The sequence below is a fragment of the Sphingomicrobium nitratireducens genome (assembly GCF_026157035.1).
In the GTDB taxonomy this organism is placed as follows: domain Bacteria; phylum Pseudomonadota; class Alphaproteobacteria; order Sphingomonadales; family Sphingomonadaceae; genus Sphingomicrobium; species Sphingomicrobium nitratireducens.
This window is the reverse complement of record NZ_JANJZA010000001.1, coordinates 93,057-111,637: the sequence shown is the minus strand read 5'-3', so window position 1 is coordinate 111,637 and position 18,581 is coordinate 93,057. Positions and strand designations below refer to the sequence as shown.

Annotated in this window: 18 protein-coding genes; 7 read left to right on the top strand and 11 right to left on the bottom strand. The window is 67.8% G+C overall.

Annotated elements, in window-relative coordinates; translation table 11 throughout:
- Positions 1-23 precede the first annotated feature (23 nt).
- Both NNY25_RS00575 and crcB read left to right on the top strand, forming a co-directional pair.
- A complete protein-coding gene (locus NNY25_RS00575) occupies positions 24-968 on the top strand; it encodes a DUF808 domain-containing protein (RefSeq protein WP_265569418.1) in 945 nt (314 codons plus the stop codon).
- Positions 965-1,327, top strand: a complete 363-nt coding sequence (gene crcB / locus NNY25_RS00570) for a fluoride efflux transporter CrcB (RefSeq protein ID WP_265569417.1) — start codon at positions 965-967, stop codon at positions 1,325-1,327. The genes NNY25_RS00575 and crcB overlap by 4 nt, the downstream gene beginning before the upstream one ends.
- Here crcB and NNY25_RS00565 read toward each other — a convergent pair.
- The 3 genes from NNY25_RS00565 to NNY25_RS00555 all read right to left on the bottom strand — a co-directional run bounded on the left by NNY25_RS00565 (position 1,324) and on the right by NNY25_RS00555 (position 3,122).
- The gene (locus NNY25_RS00565; RefSeq protein WP_265569416.1) at positions 1,324-1,830 is read right to left on the bottom strand and encodes a flavin reductase family protein; all 507 of its coding nucleotides are present in this window, start codon (positions 1,828-1,830) and stop codon (positions 1,324-1,326) included. The genes crcB and NNY25_RS00565 overlap by 4 nt on opposite strands.
- A 26-nt stretch (positions 1,831-1,856) precedes the next feature.
- Positions 1,857-2,630, bottom strand: a complete 774-nt coding sequence (locus tag NNY25_RS00560) for a phenylalanine 4-monooxygenase (protein ID WP_265569415.1) — start codon at positions 2,628-2,630, stop codon at positions 1,857-1,859.
- A gap of 243 nt (positions 2,631-2,873) precedes the next feature.
- Entirely contained in the window at positions 2,874-3,122 is a 249-nt protein-coding gene (locus NNY25_RS00555; protein WP_265569414.1) for a 4a-hydroxytetrahydrobiopterin dehydratase, read from the bottom strand.
- A gap of 92 nt (positions 3,123-3,214) precedes the next feature.
- Here NNY25_RS00555 and pcaF point away from each other — a divergent pair, with 92 nt between their 5' ends.
- Entirely contained in the window at positions 3,215-4,417 is a 1,203-nt protein-coding gene (gene pcaF / locus NNY25_RS00550) for a 3-oxoadipyl-CoA thiolase (RefSeq protein WP_265569412.1), read from the top strand.
- Positions 4,417-4,854, top strand: coding sequence for a 1,2-phenylacetyl-CoA epoxidase subunit PaaD (gene paaD, locus NNY25_RS00545; RefSeq protein ID WP_265569411.1), 438 nt, complete (start codon positions 4,417-4,419; stop codon positions 4,852-4,854). Before pcaF ends, paaD begins: the two co-directional genes overlap by 1 nt.
- On the opposite strand, the gene NNY25_RS00540 is transcribed toward paaD, so the two are convergent.
- The 5 genes from NNY25_RS00540 to NNY25_RS00520 are packed head-to-tail and all read right to left on the bottom strand — an operon-like array spanning position 4,848 to position 10,138.
- Positions 4,848-5,303 carry a hypothetical protein gene (locus tag NNY25_RS00540; RefSeq protein ID WP_265569410.1) on the bottom strand — a complete coding sequence of 152 codons (456 nt, stop codon included), beginning with the start codon at positions 5,301-5,303 and terminating at the stop codon, positions 4,848-4,850. The two genes, paaD and NNY25_RS00540, sit on opposite strands and share 7 nt — an antisense overlap.
- Before the next feature lies 1 nt (position 5,304).
- Positions 5,305-6,306: a chorismate synthase gene (locus NNY25_RS00535; protein WP_265569409.1), complete on the bottom strand. Its 1,002-nt coding sequence runs from the start codon at positions 6,304-6,306 to the stop codon at positions 5,305-5,307.
- Positions 6,303-7,607: a 3-phosphoshikimate 1-carboxyvinyltransferase gene (aroA, locus tag NNY25_RS00530; RefSeq protein ID WP_265569408.1), complete on the bottom strand. Its 1,305-nt coding sequence runs from the start codon at positions 7,605-7,607 to the stop codon at positions 6,303-6,305. Before aroA ends, NNY25_RS00535 begins: the two co-directional genes overlap by 4 nt.
- On the bottom strand, positions 7,604-8,800 hold the full coding sequence (locus tag NNY25_RS00525; RefSeq protein ID WP_265569407.1) for a 3-deoxy-7-phosphoheptulonate synthase: 1,197 nt from the start codon (positions 8,798-8,800) through the stop codon (positions 7,604-7,606). The genes aroA and NNY25_RS00525 overlap by 4 nt, the downstream gene beginning before the upstream one ends.
- A 39-nt stretch (positions 8,801-8,839) precedes the next feature.
- On the bottom strand, positions 8,840-10,138 hold the full coding sequence (locus NNY25_RS00520) for a sugar MFS transporter (protein WP_265569406.1): 1,299 nt from the start codon (positions 10,136-10,138) through the stop codon (positions 8,840-8,842).
- Between the two features lie 95 nt (positions 10,139-10,233).
- On the opposite strand from NNY25_RS00520, the gene NNY25_RS00515 reads away from it, so the two are divergent.
- Positions 10,234-11,139, top strand: coding sequence for a haloalkane dehalogenase (locus NNY25_RS00515; RefSeq protein ID WP_265569405.1), 906 nt, complete (start codon positions 10,234-10,236; stop codon positions 11,137-11,139).
- Here NNY25_RS00515 and NNY25_RS00510 read toward each other — a convergent pair.
- The 3 genes from NNY25_RS00510 to NNY25_RS00500 form a co-directional block, all read right to left on the bottom strand.
- Positions 11,136-11,618 (bottom strand): anthrone oxygenase family protein, encoded by a 483-nt coding sequence (locus NNY25_RS00510; protein ID WP_265569404.1) that lies wholly within the window; start codon positions 11,616-11,618, stop codon positions 11,136-11,138. The two genes, NNY25_RS00515 and NNY25_RS00510, sit on opposite strands and share 4 nt — an antisense overlap.
- 94 nt (positions 11,619-11,712) lie before the next feature.
- Positions 11,713-12,237 (bottom strand): DUF2721 domain-containing protein, encoded by a 525-nt coding sequence (locus NNY25_RS00505; protein WP_265569403.1) that lies wholly within the window; start codon positions 12,235-12,237, stop codon positions 11,713-11,715.
- Positions 12,238-12,284: 47 nt separating this feature from the next.
- The gene (locus NNY25_RS00500) at positions 12,285-14,246 is read right to left on the bottom strand and encodes a winged helix-turn-helix domain-containing protein (protein ID WP_265569402.1); all 1,962 of its coding nucleotides are present in this window, start codon (positions 14,244-14,246) and stop codon (positions 12,285-12,287) included.
- Positions 14,247-14,378: 132 nt separating this feature from the next.
- Between NNY25_RS00500 and NNY25_RS00495 the strand changes: the two genes are divergently transcribed.
- On the top strand, positions 14,379-15,521 hold the full coding sequence (locus NNY25_RS00495; protein WP_265569401.1) for a hypothetical protein: 1,143 nt from the start codon (positions 14,379-14,381) through the stop codon (positions 15,519-15,521).
- Between the two features lie 120 nt (positions 15,522-15,641).
- A complete protein-coding gene (locus NNY25_RS00490) occupies positions 15,642-18,560 on the top strand; it encodes a TolB-like translocation protein (RefSeq protein WP_265569400.1) in 2,919 nt (972 codons plus the stop codon).
- Positions 18,561-18,581: the final 21 nt, after the last annotated feature.

The window sequence follows — 18,581 nt, the reverse complement described above, 5'->3', positions numbered from 1 at the left end:
CGCGCAACAACAGGGGAATTCGCTTGCCTTCAGGATTGACTGCCCTTCTCGACGATGTCGCCGCGATCGCGCGGCTTGCATCAGCTTCGGTCGACGACGTCGCTGCCGCCGCAGGACGCGCAGGCACGAAGACTGCAGGCGTCGTCATCGACGATGCCGCGGTGACGCCCAAGTACATGATGGGCCTGAGCCCGGCGCGCGAACTGCCGATCATCGGCAAGATCACGCTGGGCTCGCTGCGCAACAAGCTCGTCTTCCTGCTCCCCATCGCGCTGTTGCTCAGTCGCTTCGCGCCGTGGGCGATCACGCCGATCCTGATGATGGGCGGCACCTATCTCGCCTTCGAGGCGGTCGAGAAGATCCTCGAGGCGATCAGCCACGATCCGCATGCCGAAGAGACGTTGATGGAGGCCGACACGCCCGAGGAACTCGAGGCGCGGCAGGTCAAGGGCGCGATCCGTACCGATTTCATCCTGTCGGCCGAGATCATGGCGATCGCCTTGAGCCAGATCCCCGATTACGTGTGGTGGCAGCAGGGCCTCGCGCTGGCGCTGGTCGCGGTGGCGGTGACGGTCGGTGTCTACGGGACTGTCGCGATTATCGTGAAGCTCGACGATATCGGGCTTCACCTCGCGCGCGAGCATGACGGATTGATCGCGCGCTTCGGCGAAGGACTGGTCCGTTTCGTGCCCAAGCTTCTCAAGTCGCTCAGCGTCATCGGCACTGCCGCGATGCTGTGGGTCGGGGGCGGCATCCTCGTCCATGGCCTCGAGGATCTCCACTTCCTGACCGTCATCCCCGAGCGGCTTCATCATGTCGCGCACGCATGGTCGGGCGGACAGGGCTGGCTCGAATGGCTGATCAACGCGCTGGGCGCCTCGGCCGTGGGCGCGATCGTCGGCTTCGTCGCGGTGCGAATCCACCACCGCATCATGGGCCCCTACCACGCGCCGGGCGGCGGGGAGTGACCCATGCGCTGATCGTCTTTTTCGGCGGCGGGCTGGGCGCGGTGCTGCGCTGGCTGGTCGGCAAGTGGACGCTTGCCTGGTTCGGGCTGGGCTTTCCGATCGGCACGCTCGCGGTCAACGTCGTCGGCAGCCTCGTCATCGGGCTGGCGATCGGCGCGCTCGAAGGCGTCGGGCAGCCTGCCAAGCTGTTTTTCGTGACCGGGCTCCTGGGCGGGTTCACGACCTTTTCGGCCTTCAGCCTCGATGCGCTGACCCTGTGGCAGCGCGGGCAGGCGGGGACCGCCTTCGCCTATGTCGCGGCGACGCTGCTGCTCTCGCTCGGCGCCTGTTTCGCAGGGTTCTGGCTCTCGCGGCCCTAGTCGAAATGGAGGCGGCGATAGCGGCCGCGGAAATAGAGGAGCGGGTCGAGCCCGGCCTCGAAGGTCGCCTTCTTCACTTTACCGACGAGGATGAAATGGTCGCCCGCGTCGTGCATCGCGTGGCGGGCACATTCGAACACGGATAGCGAATCCATCAGCACCGGCGCGCCGAACTCGCCTTCCTCCCAGTCGGTCTGGCCGAAGCGGTCCTCGACGCGGGTCGAGAAGGTGATCGAGGCGGGACGCTGCTCGGTCTGGAGCACATTGACCGCGAAATGCTCGGCGCTCGACAGCGGCGATGCGCTGGCCGCCGCCTTGGCAACACACACGAGCAGCAGCGGCGGGTCGAGCGAGACGCTGGTGAAGCTGTTGGCGGTGAGCCCGACCGGCTGGCCGTCACCGTCGATGCAGGTGACCACCGTCACGCCGGTCGCGAAACAGCCGAGCGCATCGCGCAGGGTGCGCGGATCGGAGCCGGTGCGATATTCGGGTTTGGCCGCCATGCGCTAGCGCCATAGCGGCCATCCCGTCAGCTTCCAAGCGCCTGCAGTTTCGCGAGGGTCAGCCCCTCGAGCGCGGCGGTCGCTTCCTCGAGCGAACCCGACACGAAGTAGAGCGGCTGGAAGCAGTCCGAGCGGTAGGCGGTCGCCGCCGCCGCCTCGACTTCGAAGCGCGGCCGCGGCACGTCGGCTTCGAGCGCATGCACCGCTTCGCCGAAGCTCGAGGCGAGGCCGGCGCCGAGGATGCGGGTCTTGCCGCGCTCCTCGGCCAGCCCGAACTCGACCGTGTGCCAGTAAAGGCGGGCGATGGTCTCGCCGTGTCCGCTGGCGCAGGCCGCGACGCCGAGCCGCCCGAGCGCTTCCATCAGCCGCGCGACCGGCTGGTAGGCGAGCAGCGGCACGTGGCCGAAGATGTCGTGGAAGCAGTCGGGTTCCTCGAGATAGTCGAGCTGGTCCCCGTCGCGGATGAAGTTTCCGACCGGGAAGACCCGTTCGGACAGCATCGCGAAGAAGTCGGCATCGGGGACGATCCCCGCCACCGGCACCAGCCGCCAGCCGCTGATCAGGTCGAGCCGCCCCGACAGCATCTTGAGCTTCGGGATCATCGGCGCCTGCATGTCGAGGCGCTTCAAGCCGGTGAAGAAGGGCGAGACGATGCGATCCTCGAGCAAGGCGACCTGGCGATCGTAGAGGCGGTTCCAGGTGTCGTGGTCGCGCATAGTGTAGCGGCCCCAGCCCTCGGGCACGACATGGCGCTGCCATCCGCTCTGGGCGGGTGCTGCGGCGACCTTGGACTGGAACATCACGCTTCTCCTTCTTGGCACAACAAAAAAACCCGCCAGGCGGAGGGCCGGGCGGGCGGTGGAATGGGTTGGTTCTAGCTTGCTAGTCTAACGCGTCTCCACCGCCCGGATTTTCCACGTACGGCGATACATCGGCGCGGCGTAGGCGGCCGAGATGGCGGTACGGAGAAGAGCGGTCGAAACGTTCATTGCACTGCACAATATGCGAAAACGCGGATGACGCAAGCCTGAATGTCGGCTGGCCTACGCTTTGGCGAGCGCGTCGATCTCGTGCGCGAGCCTGATGTCGCGCTCGGTGATGCCGCCCGCATCGTGGCTGGTGAGGCGGAAGTCTACCCGGTTCCACACGCTGGTGAATTCGGGGTGGTGGTCCATCTTTTCCGCGACCATCGCGACGCGGGTGAGGAAGGCGAAGGCCTCCGAGAAATCGGCGAAGGTGAAGCTGCGCGTGAGGGCGCCGTCTTCCTCGGTCCAGTGGGCGGGCTTATTCATGGAATGGAGCCTATCGCGCCTGCCGCCGGGTTGAAAAGGCCCGTCATTCAGCGCAACAGGCGCGCGAGACCTTTTCCCGCCAAGGAGCGATGATGAGAGACGCCTTTATCTGCGACGCGATCCGTACCCCGATCGGCCGGTTCGGGGGCGCGCTGTCCCAGGTGCGCGCCGACGACCTGGCCGCAGTGCCGCTCGCCGCGCTGCGCCAGCGCAACGAGGGCGTCGACTGGTCGATGCTCGACGACGTGATCATGGGCTGCGCCAACCAGGCGGGCGAGGACAATCGCAACGTGGCGCGCATGGCGGCCCTGCTGGCGGGGCTGGGCGAAAGCGCACCGGGCACGACGGTCAACCGGCTGTGCGGGTCGGGGCTCGATTGCGTCGCGATGGCGGCGCGCGCGATCAAGGCGGGCGAGGCGGACCTGATCGTCGCGGGCGGGGTCGAGAGCATGACCCGCGCGCCGTTCGTGATGCCCAAGGCCGACAGCGCCTTTTCGCGCAACAATACGGTCTACGACACGACCATCGGCTGGCGCTTCGTCAACAAAAGGATGCAGGCCGAATACGGGATCGATTCGATGCCCGAGACGGCCGAGAACGTCGCCGAGGAATATGGCATCAGTCGCGAGGACCAGGACAAGATGGCGCACGAAAGCCAGGTGCGCGCGGCGCGGGCGCAGGAGAACGGACGGCTCGCGGCCGAGATCGTCGCGGTGTCGATCCCGCAGCGCAGGGGCGATCCGATCGTCGTCGACAAGGACGAGCATCCGCGCCTGTCGAGCCTCGAGGTGTTGGCGGGACTGCGGCCGATCGTGAAGCCCGACGGGACCGTGACCGCCGGCAACGCGTCGGGGGTCAACGACGGGGCGGCGGCGTTGATCGTCGCGTCGGAGGAGGCGGTCAAACGCCACGGGCTGACCCCGCGCGCCCGCGTGCTGGGCGGTGCGGTGGCCGGCGTTCCGCCGCGCATCATGGGCATCGGCCCCGCGCCCGCCTCGGCCAAATTGATGGAGCGGCTGGGGCTGCACATCGACGATTTCGCGGTCGTCGAATTGAACGAGGCGTTCGCGGCGCAGGGGCTTGCCGTGCTACGCGAACTCGGCCTGCCCGACGACGCCGAGCACGTGAACCCCAATGGCGGCGCGATCGCGCTCGGCCACCCGCTCGGCATGTCGGGCGCGCGGCTGGCGCTGACCGCGACCGAGGAGCTGGCGCGGCGCGGGGGCGGCAAGGCGCTCGCGACCATGTGCATCGGGGTGGGCCAGGGCATCGCGCTCGCGATCGAGGGCGTGTGATGGACGAGGCCGGCATCCTCAAGGTGCTGGCCGAGGTGCCGGACCCCGAGATCCCGGTGGTCTCGGTGCTCGACCTGGGTATCGTGCGCGGGATCGAAGAAGGCGTGGTGGTAATCACGCCGACCTATTCCGGCTGCCCCGCGACGGTGGCGATCGAGCAGTCGATCCGCGCCGCGCTCGATGCGGCGGGCTATCGCGATGTCGTCATCGACACGCGGCTGTTCCCGCCCTGGTCGACCGACATGATCAGCGAGGAAGGCAAGGCCAAGCTCAAGGCCTACGGCATCGCTCCGCCCGACCCGGCCAGGGATGTCGAGTGCCCACGATGTGGTTCTTTGGATACAAAGGAAATTAGCCGTTTCGGTTCAACGCCGTGCAAGGCGCAGTGGCAGTGCAATGCCTGCCTCGAACCGTTCGACCGCTTCAAGTGTCACTGAGCGGGCGCGGGCGCTTCCTCGCACAGCTTGCCACTGCGCACGCAATATTCGGCGCGCACTGCCTGCTTGAAATCGATCTCGCCTGCGATCTCCATCGTGCGCGCGGCGATCGAGCCGCTGGCCGCACGCAACCGCATCGCGGGGCCGGTCCTCGCGAAGGTGACGAGAACGCGCATGTCGTCCTTCGAGAGGATCTCGGCATGGGCGCGCGCGTCCGCGTCGAGCATGGCGTCTCGGTTGGCGAGATACGTCTCGTGCGCGACTGCGCGCAGTTCGGCGCGTTCGGCGTCGTCAAGCTCTGGATGCTCGGCGACCAGCGCCTCGGTCTCGGCCATTTCCATGATCGGCATCATCGTGCCGAGGGTGGACAGTTCGGAAAGTTCGCGGCCGAGTGCGAGCGCCTCGGCATCGGGTTCGGCGGCCAACAGGGCCATCAACGTCAACAGCATCTCATCTCCCGGTCTGGGCGCGGTGAAGCAGTTTCTGGTCGGCCAGCACCAGCGCCATCATCGCCTCGACCACTGGCGCACCGCGTAGCGCAACGCACGGGTCGTGCCGGCCACTCGTCGACGCCTCCGCTGCCTTGCCATCGGGGGTGACCGAGGCGACGGGCGAACGGATCGAACTGGTCGGCTTGAAGGCGACGCGGACGATAAGCGGCTGGCCGGTCGAGATGCCGCCCGCCGTGCCGCCTGCATGGTTGCTGGCAAATTCTATGCCGTTCGAGCCCGGGGTCATCGCGTCGCGCGCGTCGCTGCCCTTCATCCGCGCGGCGGCGAAGCCCGCGCCGATCTCGACGCCCTTGGTCGCGGGGATGGAGAGCATCGCGCCGGCGAGCGCGGCATCGAGCTTAGCATAGACGGGCGCGCCCCAGCCGGCCGGCACGCCGGTCGCGGCGCATTCGACGATGCCGCCCAGGCTGTCGCCCTCGCGGCGCGCGTCGTCGAGCATCGTGTCCCAGCGTGATGCGTCGGTCTCACCGCCCATCTCGACGAGGCGCGCCTCGATCGTGACCTCGGGGATGACGAGCCGCGCGACCGCGCCGCCGGACACGCGCATCGCGGTCTCGCGCGCCGAGGCACGACCGCCGCCGCGCGGGTCGCGGTGGCCGTATTTGGCATCGTAAGCTTGGTCGGCATGGCCCGGGCGGTAGGGCGCGTCTTCCGGATAATCCTTCGGCCGCGCATCGACATTGTCGATCGTCATCGCGATCGGCGTGCCGGTGGTGCGGCCCTCGTAGACCCCGGAGAAGATGCGGACCGTGTCGGGCTCCTGGCGCGGCGAGACGTTGGGGCCGGTGCCCGGGCGGCGCGCGTCGAGGAAGCGCTGGACGTGCGCCTCGTCGAGGGCGAGCCCCGGGGGGCAGCCGTCGATCATGCAGCCGATGGCGGGACCGTGGCTCTCGCCCCAGGTCGACAGGCGGAACAGGTGGCCGAAACTGTTGACGCTCATGCGGGCTCCTCGATGGTGGCGCCGAGCGCGCGCATCGTCTCGACGAAGGCCGGAAAGCTGGTCGCGATACCGCTGCCGTCGTCGATGGTGACGGGGTTGTCGGCGGCCAGGCCCAGGACGAGGAAACCCATCGCGATGCGGTGGTCGCCCGCGGTCGCGACCGTGCCGCCGCCGCGCACGCGATGCCGCCCGAGGATGCGCAAGGCATCGCCGGTGGGAAACACGCTGACGCCGTTGGCGGCGAGGCCTGCGGCGACCGCGCCGAGCCGGTCGCTTTCCTTGACGCGCAGTTCGCCGAGGCCTTCGAGCAGGGTCTCGCCCTCGGCGAAAGCGGCGCAGATGGCGAGCAGCGGGAGCTCGTCGATGGTCGCGGCGACATGGTCGGGGCCCCATTCGATCGGGGTCAGGCGGCGGTGTCGCACGGTCACGTCGGCAACCGGTTCGCCCGACTGCAGTCGCTCGTTGTCGAGCCGCACGTCGGCGCCCATCGCGTCCAATGCCTCGAGGAAGCCGGTGCGGGTCGCGTTGACGCAGATGCCCGGCGTGGTGACCTCGCCTCCTTCGACGACGGCAGCCGCCGCCCAAAGGAAGGCCGCGCTGCTGGGATCGCCGGGGATGGTAATGTCGGTCGGGGTCAGCGAGCGCCGTTCACCGAGCGAGACCGCCATGCCTTTGACTACTTCCTCGATTGCGCCCTCGACCCCGAACTGGGCGAGCATCACCTCGGTATGATCGCGGCTCGAAAAAGGTTCGACCACGCGCACCGGGCCGCCGCTGCGCAGTCCTGCGAGGAGGATCGCCGACTTGACCTGCGCGGACGGAATGCGGCCTTCATGGTCGATCCCGCCAAGCCGCGCGCCGTGGACGGTGATCGGGAGCGTGTCGCCGCCCTCGAAACGCGCGCCCATGCGCGACAGGGGCTCGGTCACCCGCTTCATCGGACGCGCCGACAGCGAGGCGTCGCCGGTCAGCGTGGCGGCAAGGCCGTCGACCCCGGCGCAGGCGCCCATCAGGAGGCGCGCGGTGGTGCCGCTATTGCCGCAGTCGATGGGCGCGTCGGGCGAGGTCCAGACACGGCCCGTGACTTGCAGCGCGTCACCGTCCTCGACGATATTCGCGCCCAACGCTTCGACCGCGGCGCGGGTCCGCGCGACGTCTTCATTGTCGGCGAGGCCGGTGAGGCGGCTTTCGCCTTCGGCCATGGCGGCAAGGATCAGCGCGCGGTGGCTGACCGACTTGTCGCCGGGCAGCGTGGCGGTGCCGCCGAACCCAGGCGAGGGCGAGGCGACGAGGCGGCTCACAGCAGGGCCGCGACGGTTTCGGCGAGCGCGACGGCCTGGCGGGCGTTCAACCGCGGATCGCAGCTGGTGCGGTAGGCGCGGCCCATTTCCTCGACCGTCTCGGGCCCGCCGCCGCCGAGGCACTCGGTGACGTCCTCGGCGCTCATTTCAAGGTGGAGGCCGCCGGCATGGATGCCCTCGGCGCGCGCGATGGCGATGAAGCTGGCGATTTCCGACACGATGGCGGCGTAGCGGCGCAGCTTGCGCTCGCCCGCTTTCTCGGTGTTGCCGTGCATCGGGTCGACCGTCCACGCGCCCTTGAGCCCGGCCGCCTTGGTGGCGCGCATCAGGGCGGGCAGTTGCTCGCGGACCTGGCTGGCGCCGAAGCGGGCGATGAAGACGAGCTTGCCCGCGCGGTTGGCGGGATCGAGCTTCTCGGCGAGCGCGAGGAGTTGGTCGGGTTCGAGACCCGGGCCGCACTTGATGCCGACGACATTCTCGATGCCCGACAGATAGTCGACATGCGCGCCGTCGAGCGCGTTGGTGCGATAGCCGAGCCACAGCATATGGCCCGAGGTCGCCCACCAGCGCCCGGCCTCGTCGCGGCGGGTGAGCGCTTCCTCGTAGGGAAGCAGGAGACCTTCATGGCTGGTAAAGACGGGATCGCGCCCGGCGCGCGCGGCGGCCAGCGTGGCGGCGGTGCCGACCGACTGGAGGTGCGCGCGCATCATCCGCTCGGGGTCGGGTCGGCGGTCGTGCGCGGAAAAGCCGAACCCGTTGATGATGTCGCCGCGATAGGCGGGCAGCTCGACGCTGCCGCGTTTCTCGATCGGGGCCGAGCGGGGCTTGGCGAACTGGCCGCCGATGCGCGCGACATGGACCAGCGGGACGTCGAGCGATGGTGCGATGGCGGCGTCCATCCGGTCGAACAGGGCAGACAGGCTGGCGACACGCTCGGCGATCGCGTCGTCGAAATTCTCGGCGCAGTCGCCGCCCTGGAGCAGGAACGCCTCGCCGCGCGCGACCTCGGCCATGGCCTCGCGAAGCGCCGCGCACTCGGCGGGATCGACGATCGCAGCGGCGGCGGCGAGCCGCGCCTCGACCGAAGCGAGCGCATCGTCATCGGTATAGGCCGGCTGCTGGTCCGCGCGGTGCGTACGCCACGAGGACGGGCTCCAGCGCGTCTCGGCGTCGTTGGCGGCAAGCGTCTTCATCGAGCGTGCCCTAGCGCCTTTGCGCGGCCTTGGCGACGGTCAGGCGACTGCCGGGCGCCGCGCGTAGACGCCGAAGCCCGCGATCACCGCGTAGCAGAGCGCGGGCAGCATCAGCGCGGTGGCGAGGCTGCCGGTGACGTCCGCGACGATCCCGAACAGCACCGGAATGACCGCGCCGCCGAAGATGGCGATGTTAATGATGCCCGACCCGTCCGCCGCGCGCGCGCCCAGTTTCTCGCAGGCGAGTGAGAAGATGGTCGGGAACATGATCGAGTTCATCAGGCCGACGGCAAGCAGGCTGTAGCCCGCGATCGCACCGGTCGTGCTTGCGCTGACCAGGATGAGGAGGATCGCGCCTGCCGCGTTGAAGGCGAGGATCTTGCCCGGGCTGAACATGCGCAGGAGGCCCGAACCGATGAAGCGGCCGACCATCGCGCCGCCCCAATAGATGCCGAGCAATTTGCCCGCATCCTGTTCGGCGAGGCCGAGCGTGCGCTCCTGCCCGAGATAGTTGACGAGGAAGGAGCCGATCGCGACCTCCGCGCCGACGTAGAGGAAGATACACAGCGCGCCGTAGCCGAAGCGAGTGCGGCGCAGCAGGTCGAAGCCGGCAATGCCGCTCGACGGCTCGTGCTGCTCGCCTTTCAGGCGGTTGCGGAAGGCGAATACGGCGGCGGCGACCAAGGCGATGGCGACCGCGAGGCCGAGATAGCCCTGCCAGATCGCTTCGGTTTCGGCCTGGCGGTAGGCGGTCAGTTCGGCGCCCTGCAATTCGCTTGCCGAGACGCTGGCGAGACTGCCGAGAATGAGGATCGAGCCGACGATCGGGAAGACGGTCGTGCCGAGCGAGTTGAACGCCTGCGCGAAGGTCAGGCGGCTGTGCGCGGTGCTCGGTGGGCCGAGCAGGCTGATCAACGGGTTGGCGACGACCTGGACGATGACCACCCCGCTCGCCAGCACGAATAGCGCGAACAGGAAGATTCCGTAGGTCGCGGTCTGCGAGGCGGGGATGAATAGGAGGCAGCCGACCATCATGGTCAGCAGCCCCGCGACCGCGCCGCGCATGTAGCCGATTTTCTTGACCAGCTTCGCGCCCGGGATGCCGATCAGGAGATAGGCGGTGAAAAAGCAGAACTGGATCGCGGCGGCCTGCGTGTAGTTGAGCGTGAACAGCTCCTTCAGCTTGGGGATCAGCACGTCGTTGAGGCTGGTGATGCCGCCGAAGATGAAGAACAGCGCGAAGACGAAATAGTTGAGACCCGGCGCGTCGACCGGCGCCTTTTCTTCCCCGATCGGCTGCGGATCGGTGCTGGTGGCGACGTCGGGGGCAAGGGCCATGTTGCTATCCTTCGCTGATTGCTATGCCTGCCTAGACCAGTCGTACGGCGATTGGGAACGGCGATTGCACATCGCACGGCGAGAAGGAGTGGACGATGGAGATCCTGCGTACCCCCGAGGAGCGATTCGAGGGACTGCCCGACTATCCGTTCGCGCCGCACTATCTCGACATCGACGTCGGCGAGGGGCGTAGCGCGCGCCAGCATTATGTCGACGAGGGACCGCGGGACGGGCCTGTCGTGCTGCTGCTTCATGGCGAGCCGAGCTGGTCCTACCTCTATCGCCACATGATCCCGCCGCTTGCCGAGGCGGGATGCCGCGTGGTCGCGCCCGACCTTCTCGGCTTCGGCAAGTCGGACAAGCCGGGCGACATCGCCTTCTACAGCTATGCGCGCCACGCCGACTGGCTGCGGCAGTTTCTCGATGCGCTGGCGCTGCGCGACATCGGGCTGTTCTGCCAGGACTGGGGCGGGTTGTTGGGGCTCAGGCTCGTGGGGCTCGATCCTGCACGGTTCGCCTTCGTGGTGGCGTCGAACACCTTCCTGCCGATCGGCAAGGGAAAGAAGCCGTCCGACGCGTTCCTCGCGTGGCGCGAATTCGCGCGGACCAGCCCCGACTTCCGCATCGGCCCGTTGCTCCAGCGCGCGAGCGTGCGCGATTTGTCGGACGCAGAGGTCGCAGCCTACGACGCGCCCTTCCCGGACGAGGCGCACAAGGCAGGCGCGCGCGCCTTCCCGCAGCTGGTCCCGATCGCCGAGGACGACCCCGGCGCGATCGATAATCTCAAAGCGTGGAAGGGGCTGGCGCGGTTCGACAGGCCGTTCCTGACCCTGTTCACCGACCAGGATCCGATCACGAGGGGCGGAGACGCGTATTTCCGCAAAGCGGTACCGGGAGCCGCGGGGCAGCCGCACCGCATCGTCGAGGGCGGCGGGCATTTCTGCCAGGAGGACGTGCCGGAGGTGTTCGTCGACGCGCTCAGGAAGCTCGCGGGCGTCTAGCGCGCGATCAGTGCCAGGGTGAGCAGCGCGGCGCTGGCGGTGCAGGCAATCGTCCGAATGTGATTGAGCGCGGTCCACTTGCTCATGTAGTGGGACCACATGGCCGGCGCGTCGGTGCCGCTCGCGTCGGTCGCCTCCAGCCGGTTGTTGAGCGGGACGTTCCCCGCTGCCGTGACGATGAACATACCCACCACATAGATCGCGGCGCCCGCCAGCATCTCCGTGGCCCCGGTCGCGGAAAGATCGAGCAGGGCGACGACGACCAGCGCGGCACAGGCGAGGCTGCTCAGGAAGAAAAGCGGCAGGAAGGCGGATTTCAGGATGACGCGGTTGATCGACTGCATCGCGGCCATGCCTCTCGTGCCGTCCAGCGCATCGAGCGAGCGCATCACGAACACCGAAAAGGTGAAATAGACGCCCGCCATGATCCCGGCGGAGATGGCTGCGAACCAGAGCAGGGCGCAGATGATCAAGTCCATGGTCGGTCTCCCGGTCTGAACGCGGAACAGGCGATCGGCACGTTCCAGCATAGCACAGGCCGGGAGGGCCCGGGACCGCACCTCGGCTGGCGGGTCAGTCTTCCGCGGCGACCTCGTCTTCGCGTTCGCGGATCTCGCGCGACAATTTGCGGCGCTCGCGGATCGAACTGGTGGCGAGTTGGGTCTCGCGCAGGAAGAAGAAAAGCGAGCCGAACACCAGGGTCATCGCTCCGATCCACAGGATGGCGACCCACGTTCCGATGGCCGGCTTGATGAAGGCGGACACGAACAGAAGCGCGACGACGACGCAGATGCACAACGCGCCCGCAGTCGCAAGGTTGATCGCGACCTGCGCGAAGTGCTGGCGGCGGTGGAGCGCGGGCAGTTCCTCGACCTCGCGGCTGGGACGCCCTTCTTCCTCGCGCCGCTCGAGCCGCTCGACCCGCTCGACGATCCAGATGAGCCGCGCGTTCATGACGTTGAGGACTGCGGCGATCGCGGCGAGCAGGAAGACGGGCGCGAGGCTCAGCTGGACGATGCCCTGCACACGCGCGGTGCTCGCGGTACGCGCGAGGAGATCGCTGGCAAGCCCGCTGTCGGCGATGAGAAAGTCGATCATGTGGCGCCCCTTCGTTCGCCCCAGCAATGGCACGACGCGTGCCCGCGTCAAGGCGCCGCGGCGCGCCTCGCCTGCGCGAGCCGGTCGGGATAGCCGTGCCGTTGCCAGTAATCGGCGAGCTTGGTCTCGCTCGCGAAGGTCTCGAATTCAGGGCTGGAAAGAAGCGCCGGGTCAAGGTTCGCCCACAGGAGCGGCAGCGCGGCATGGTCCTCGCGCAGAAGATCGAGAGCTTCGCGCCGCCGTCCCGCGAGAAGGAAGGCCATCGCGCGGATGCCGGGGTCGTCGGCCAGCACCGGGTAGGGGCGCAGCGCGCTTTCCGGATCGGCCTTGCGCGTCATGATCCGCGCAAAGGTCGCCGCCGCGCCTTCGGCTTGCGCTTCGGTGATCATCTGGTCGTGCACGAAGGCGGTCGCCATCAGGCTGGCCGCCTTGTCCGCCTCCCCCGACTGGGCGAGCAGCAGCGCGCGGCCGAGATCGGCGGGTCCGTGGCCCATCGACTGCGCTGCGCGGAACTCGCGGTCGGCGTCGGACAGCGCGCCCGAGGCCTGCGCGGCTTGGCCGGCGACCTGCCGGGCGAGCGCGTCGCGCGGATCGGCCCGGATCGCCCGCTCGGCAGTCTCGCGCGCCTTGCGGGCATAGCCGAGGTGGAGCAGCGCTTCGGCTTTGCCGGTCAGCGCCAGCGCATTGTCCGGATCGCGCGCGAGTGCGGTATCGAAGCTCGCGATCGCGTCCTCCCACCGCCCCTGGCTGCAGGCGACCCGTCCGAGCGCGGCGTGCGGTTCGGCCAGCCCGTCGTCGATCGCCAACGCGCGCCGCGCGAACGAGCCGGCGCGGCTGTCGGCGATCTCGGGACGGACGTGGAGGTCGGCGGCGGAAAAGGCATGCGCGCTGGCAAGCGCGGCGAGCGCTTGAGCGAAGTCCGGGTCGGCAGCGACCGCTTCCTCGAACCGCTCGATCGCCCGGGCGAGGTCGGGGCCGCGCTGCGAGAGCGCCCGGCGTCCCTCGCGATAGGCGCGCCACGCCGCGCGGCTTTCGGTTCCCGCGTCGGCCGGCGGGCGGGCAATGCTGCCCTGGACGACGTCCTCGATCGCGGCGACGATCTGTTCGGCCATCCGGTCCTGCGCGGCGAAGGGGTCGCTGTCGTCATTTTCGAAGGTCTGCGCCCAGACCCGGTCGCCGTCCTCGACCGAGATGAGCTGCGCGGTCACGCGAATGCGGTCGTCCTGCCGCCGGACCGAACCGGACAGGAGATGCGACACGCCGAGCCGCCTGCCCAGCTGTTCGAGCTCGGCCTGCGTGGCGGGCACCGTCTCCCCCGAGAGCATCGCGGGAACGCGCAGGTCGGGGAGCGTGGCAAGACGGGCGACGACCCCCTCGGCGAGGCTGTCGGCGAACCCGTCATCCTCGCCCTTGCCGGGAGAGAAGGGCAGCACCGCGACCGCGCTCGCGTCCGTGACGGGGATGCCGCCGACAAGTGACGGGCGCAGGAGGAGCGCGGCGGCCACGATACCGACGACGAGGACGACGGCGATCGGCCACCATCGCCGCTGCGGTGCGGACGCGGTCGCCGGTGCGCGGCGGAGCGTGGGCGCAGGCTCGTCGGGCGTATCGGCCTCGGGTTCGGGATCGACCAGCAGCCGATAGCCGCGGCGGGGAATGGTCTCGATGACCTGGTCCTCGATACCGAGATCGCGGAAGGCCTTGCGCAGGAGCGAGATGGCACGGCTGAGGCTCTCGTCGCCGCCATAATCGACGTGCCAGGTTTCGTGGATCAGCTCGTCGCGCGTCTCGACCTCGCGCGGATGCGCGGCGAGCACGCAGAGGAGGTCCATCATCTTGGGTTCGACGACGACCTTCGCCTCGCCCGCGACCAGCAGGTTGCGCGCGGGCAGGACGCGGACGTCGCCCAGCCGGAACGGGGCGGCGCAGACGGTCGTGTCAGCCTTGGTCTCGATCGGTCCACCTCCCCCATTTCGGTGTCCCTCGATGGAAGACTCGACCTGATCCACGTTAATTGGAAGCCGAATTTTCCAATGCAATCATGGTTTAAGGAATCCATAAGAAATTAACAAGCATCACAAAAGGACTTTGGCGAGCGAACGGCGCAAACCCCTTCCATCAAGTTTGACGGGAGACCAAACATGACCAAGCAGTTCAAGACCTTCGCGATCGCCGGCGGGCTCATTCTGGCCGCAGGCGGCGTGTACACGGTCGTCGACAACATGCCGTACGACTCGAAGGAAGCCGTCGGCACCATCAGCGGCGCCGATCGCTATCGTTCCAACCAGATCAACAGCGAAGACGTCCAGCTGGGCGACGAGCAGATCGCGCAGGTCATGCAGACCGACGCGTTCGAGCTGATGGTCAAGGACCCCGCGTTCCGCGCACTGGCCGCCGATCCCAATTTCGCCGCGCTCGCCGCCAACTCGCGTGCGATCGATGCGATGGCTGCGGCCCCCGAGGCCTTCACCGCCCTTGCGCGTCATCCCGAAGCGTTCGAAGCGATGGCCCGCAACGCCGACGCGTTCCCGGCCGACGCCGCTGCGCGTGCGATGAGCGCGGATGCGTTCAAGGCGCTGGCGATGAACGCCGACGCGTTCAAGGCGCTGGCCCGCAATGCCGACGCGATGGCGGGTCTCGCCCGCAACGCCGAAGGCTTCGCCGCGCTCGCACGTCATCCGGTCGCCTTCCGCGCGATGGCTGCCAATCCGCGTGCGTTCGAAGGCTATGCCAAGAACCCGATGGCGTTCGCCGCCGATGCTGCCAACGCCCGTGCGTTCGACGCCATGGCCCGCAACGCCGACGCGTTCGACGCGCTGGCCCGCGACGCGAGTGCGATGAGCACCCTGGCCCGCAACGCGGACGCCTTCTCGGTGCTCGCCCGCAATGCCGACGCGTTCAGCGCCGATGCGTTCATGCGCGCCTTCGATGCCAATGCCTTCAAGGCGCTGGCGATGAATGCCGACGCGTTCAAGGTGCTGGCCCGCGACGCCAATGCGTTTGCCGGTCTCGCCCGCAGCGCCGATGCGTTCGGTGCGCTGGCCCGCGACGCCGGTGCGATGAGCACGCTCGCGCGTAACGCCGATGCGTTCAAGGCGATGGCCCGCAATGCCGACGCGTTCGGCGTGCTCGCCCGCAATGCCGACGCGTTCAAGGTGCTCGCACGGCATCCCGAGGCGTTCGGCGCGATGGCCCGCGACGCCAACTTCCGCGCACTGGCCCGCGACGCGAACTTCGCCGCGATGGCCCGCAGCGGCCAGCTCGCCGAGGCGATGGCCCGCTAGGACGCCAGACGCGACCGAGGGAAGAAGGGGTCGCCCGAAAGGGCGGCCCCTTTTCATTAACCGCAGTTAGGCGTAGCTTTGCGTTAATAACGGGGGGTGAATATGCGCCGATTGCTTGCAATGGCCCTGGCTACCACCGCGCTCGCAGGCCAGGCCGCAGCGCAGGGCTTCGAGATGGACGAGCAGAGCTCGGAGGATCTCGACCTTCTCTATTTCGATCCGCCGCAGACCTACCTGACGCCGCACGTCACGCGCAGCTTCTACAACAGCTACCAGTTCCAGAAGAAGCTGTTCGACTGGGAGCCGTGGGACGACTCGACCACCGTCCTGCTCAAGGATTTCGGCGACTACGGCAACGCGGCGGCGCGCTCGGCCCCCAACAACGCGCTGATGATCGACGTGGCGCCGCTCTCGCGGACCTTCGAGACGTTCACTGCTTCCGAACGCGTCTACTCGCTTATGAACCACGAGCTCGTCCACGTCGCCACGATGGACGTATGGAACGAGAGCGACGACAAGTGGCGAAAGATCTTCTTCGGCAAGCCGATGCCTGAGCAGGAGCATCCCGAGACGATCCTCTATTCGATCCTCGCCACCCCGCGCGTCAACGTCCCGCGCTGGTATCTCGAGGGCTCGGCGGTGTTCGTCGAGACCTGGATGGCCGGCGGGCTGGGGCGCGCGCAGGGTGCCTACGACGAGATGGTGTTCCGCGCGATGACGCGCGACGACGCCAAGTTCTATTCGGCGCTGGGGCTGGTGTCCGAGGGCACCAAGGTCGACTTCCAGGGCGGGGTGAACGCCTATCTCTACGGCACCCGCTTCATGAACTTCCTCGCCTACACGTACGGCCCCGAGAAGCTGGTCGAGTGGCTGTCGCGCAACGAAGGAAGCAAGGCCTATTACTCGGCGCAGTTCCGTCAGGTGTTCGGCAAGAAGCTGACCGACGTATGGCGCGACTGGATCGCGTTCGAGAAGGACTTCCAGAATGCCAATCTGGAGCGTGTGCGCGAGCATCCGCTGACCGCGACGAGCCCGCTGGTCGATCGCGCGATGGGCTCGGTCAGCCGCGCCTTCTACGATGCGGACCGCGACACGTTGATCGGCGCGTTCCGCTTTCCCGGCACCGTCGCCCACGTCGGCGAAGTCTCGCTGGCCACAGGCGAGGCGACGCGGCTCAAGGACATCAAGGGGCCGATGCTCTACAAGGTGACCTCGCTCGCCTTCGATCCCGATGCCGACAAGCTCTACTACACGAGCGACAACTACGCTTTTCGCGACGTGCGCGAGATCGACCTTGCCACCGGCAGGGAGAGGATGCTGATCAAGGATTCGCGCATCGGCGAGCTGGTGATCAATCCCGCCGACAAGACGATGTGGGGCATCCGGCATCTCAACGGCTATCCGACACTGGTGCGGATGGACCCGCCCTACACCGCTTGGACGCAGGTCCACACCTGGCCCTATGGCGGCGACCTTTCCGATCTCGACATCTCGCCCGACGGCGCCCTTCTCGCGGCGACGGTCGGGCAGGTGACCGGCGACCAGGAACTGCACGTCTACCGCCTCGCCGATCTCGAAGAGGGCACGATCGAGCCGATCGCGACCTACAAGCCCAACCTCGCCATCCCCGAGGGCGCGGCCTTCTCGCCCGACGGCCGCTACGTCTACGGCAACACCTATTTCACCGGCGTCTCGAACATCTTCCGGCTGGAAGTGGCGACCGGCGAGGTGGAATTCGTGTCGAACGCCGAGACCGGTTTCTTCCGCCCGTTGCCGCTGGCGGACGGCTCGCTAATCGTGTTCGAATATACCGGCGCGGGCTTCACCCCGGTGAAGATCGACCCCGTCCCCCTCGAGGAGGTCAGTTCGATCAGCTTCCTCGGCACCGAGATCGTGCGCAAGCACCCGGTGCTCGAGACCTGGGGCGTCGGCTCGCCGACCAAGGTCGACCTCGACAGCCTCGGGATCAGCCAGTCGAAATACCATCCGCGCGAGCGCATCGCGCTCGGCTCGGCCTATCCGGTGACGCTCGGCTACAAGGACGGGGTGGCGGCCGGCTACCACTTCAATTTCGACGACCCGATGCAGTTCAACCAGCTCGACATCACGGTCGGCTATTCGCTCACCGGCGACATCACGGGTGCGGAGAAACTGCACGCCGACGTCCACTTCAAGGGCATCGCCTGGTGGGCGCGCTGGTGGCACAACTATGCCGACTTCTACGATCTGTTCGGCCCGACCAAGCGTGCGCGCAAGGGCGACGCCTTCCTGCTCGGCTATCGCAAGGCGCTGATCTTCGACGAACCGCGCACGCTCGATCTCGAGGCGGAGGTGGGCTTCTACACCGGGCTAGACCGGCTGCCGTCCAACCAGAACGTGTTCACCGACTTCAACGAGATCCTCTCGGGCGCCGCCGAGCTCCATTATTCCAACACGCAAAAATCGCTCGGCGCGGTCGATCACGAGAAGGGCTGGCAGTGGAACGCCGGGCTCAACGTTGACCACGCCTCGAAGATCACCTCGACCAAGTTGTTCGGCGGGATCAATGCGGGAGTCGCGCTGCCTTGGGCCAACAGCTCGCTGTGGACCTACAACGCCGCGGGCGTCGCGATCGGCGACGACGCGAGCCCGCTGTCGAGCTTCTATTTCGGCGGCTTCAAGAACAATTACGTCGACGACCGCGAGGTGCGGCGCTACCGCTCGATGTCGACCCTGCCCGGCTTCGAGATCGACGAGCTGGCGGCGGAAAGCTTCGTCAAGACCACCGCCGAGTTCAACCTGCCGCCGGTGCGTTTCGCCGAGGTCGGCATGCCGAGCCTCTATCTCGGCTATCTCGCGCCATCGCTGTTCGCCAGCGCGCTGTGGGTCGATCCCGGCTCCAAGGACGATTTTCGTGCCTACAGCCTCGGGGCGCAGGTCGATCTCCATTTCACGCTGGCGCACCGCTTGGACATGACGCTCTCGCTGGGCTACGCAAACGGCTTTCGCGAGAGCGGCCCCGACAGCGACGAGATTCTCGTCAGCCTGAAGATCATGTAGGGGCGCTTCGTTGACGGGAGG

Excerpts from the sequence above, each read along its gene's own strand:
- NNY25_RS00565 (WP_265569416.1), bottom strand. The coding sequence starts at position 1,830 with ATGGCGGCCAAACCCGAATATCGCACCGGCTCCGATCCGCGCACCCTG.
- NNY25_RS00560 (WP_265569415.1), bottom strand. The coding sequence starts at position 2,630 with ATGTTCCAGTCCAAGGTCGCCGCAGCACCCGCCCAGAGCGGATGGCAG.
- NNY25_RS00555 (WP_265569414.1), bottom strand. The coding sequence starts at position 3,122 with ATGAATAAGCCCGCCCACTGGACCGAGGAAGACGGCGCCCTCACGCGC.
- pcaF (WP_265569412.1), top strand. The coding sequence starts at position 3,215 with ATGAGAGACGCCTTTATCTGCGACGCGATCCGTACCCCGATCGGCCGG.
- paaD (WP_265569411.1), top strand. The coding sequence starts at position 4,417 with ATGGACGAGGCCGGCATCCTCAAGGTGCTGGCCGAGGTGCCGGACCCC.
- NNY25_RS00540 (WP_265569410.1), bottom strand. The coding sequence starts at position 5,303 with ATGCTGTTGACGTTGATGGCCCTGTTGGCCGCCGAACCCGATGCCGAG.
- NNY25_RS00535 (WP_265569409.1), bottom strand. The coding sequence starts at position 6,306 with ATGAGCGTCAACAGTTTCGGCCACCTGTTCCGCCTGTCGACCTGGGGC.
- NNY25_RS00525 (WP_265569407.1), bottom strand. The coding sequence starts at position 8,800 with ATGAAGACGCTTGCCGCCAACGACGCCGAGACGCGCTGGAGCCCGTCC.
- NNY25_RS00520 (WP_265569406.1), bottom strand. The coding sequence starts at position 10,138 with ATGGCCCTTGCCCCCGACGTCGCCACCAGCACCGATCCGCAGCCGATC.
- NNY25_RS00515 (WP_265569405.1), top strand. The coding sequence starts at position 10,234 with ATGGAGATCCTGCGTACCCCCGAGGAGCGATTCGAGGGACTGCCCGAC.
- NNY25_RS00510 (WP_265569404.1), bottom strand. The coding sequence starts at position 11,618 with ATGGACTTGATCATCTGCGCCCTGCTCTGGTTCGCAGCCATCTCCGCC.
- NNY25_RS00505 (WP_265569403.1), bottom strand. The coding sequence starts at position 12,237 with ATGATCGACTTTCTCATCGCCGACAGCGGGCTTGCCAGCGATCTCCTC.
- NNY25_RS00495 (WP_265569401.1), top strand. The coding sequence starts at position 14,379 with ATGACCAAGCAGTTCAAGACCTTCGCGATCGCCGGCGGGCTCATTCTG.
- NNY25_RS00490 (WP_265569400.1), top strand. The coding sequence starts at position 15,642 with ATGGCCCTGGCTACCACCGCGCTCGCAGGCCAGGCCGCAGCGCAGGGC.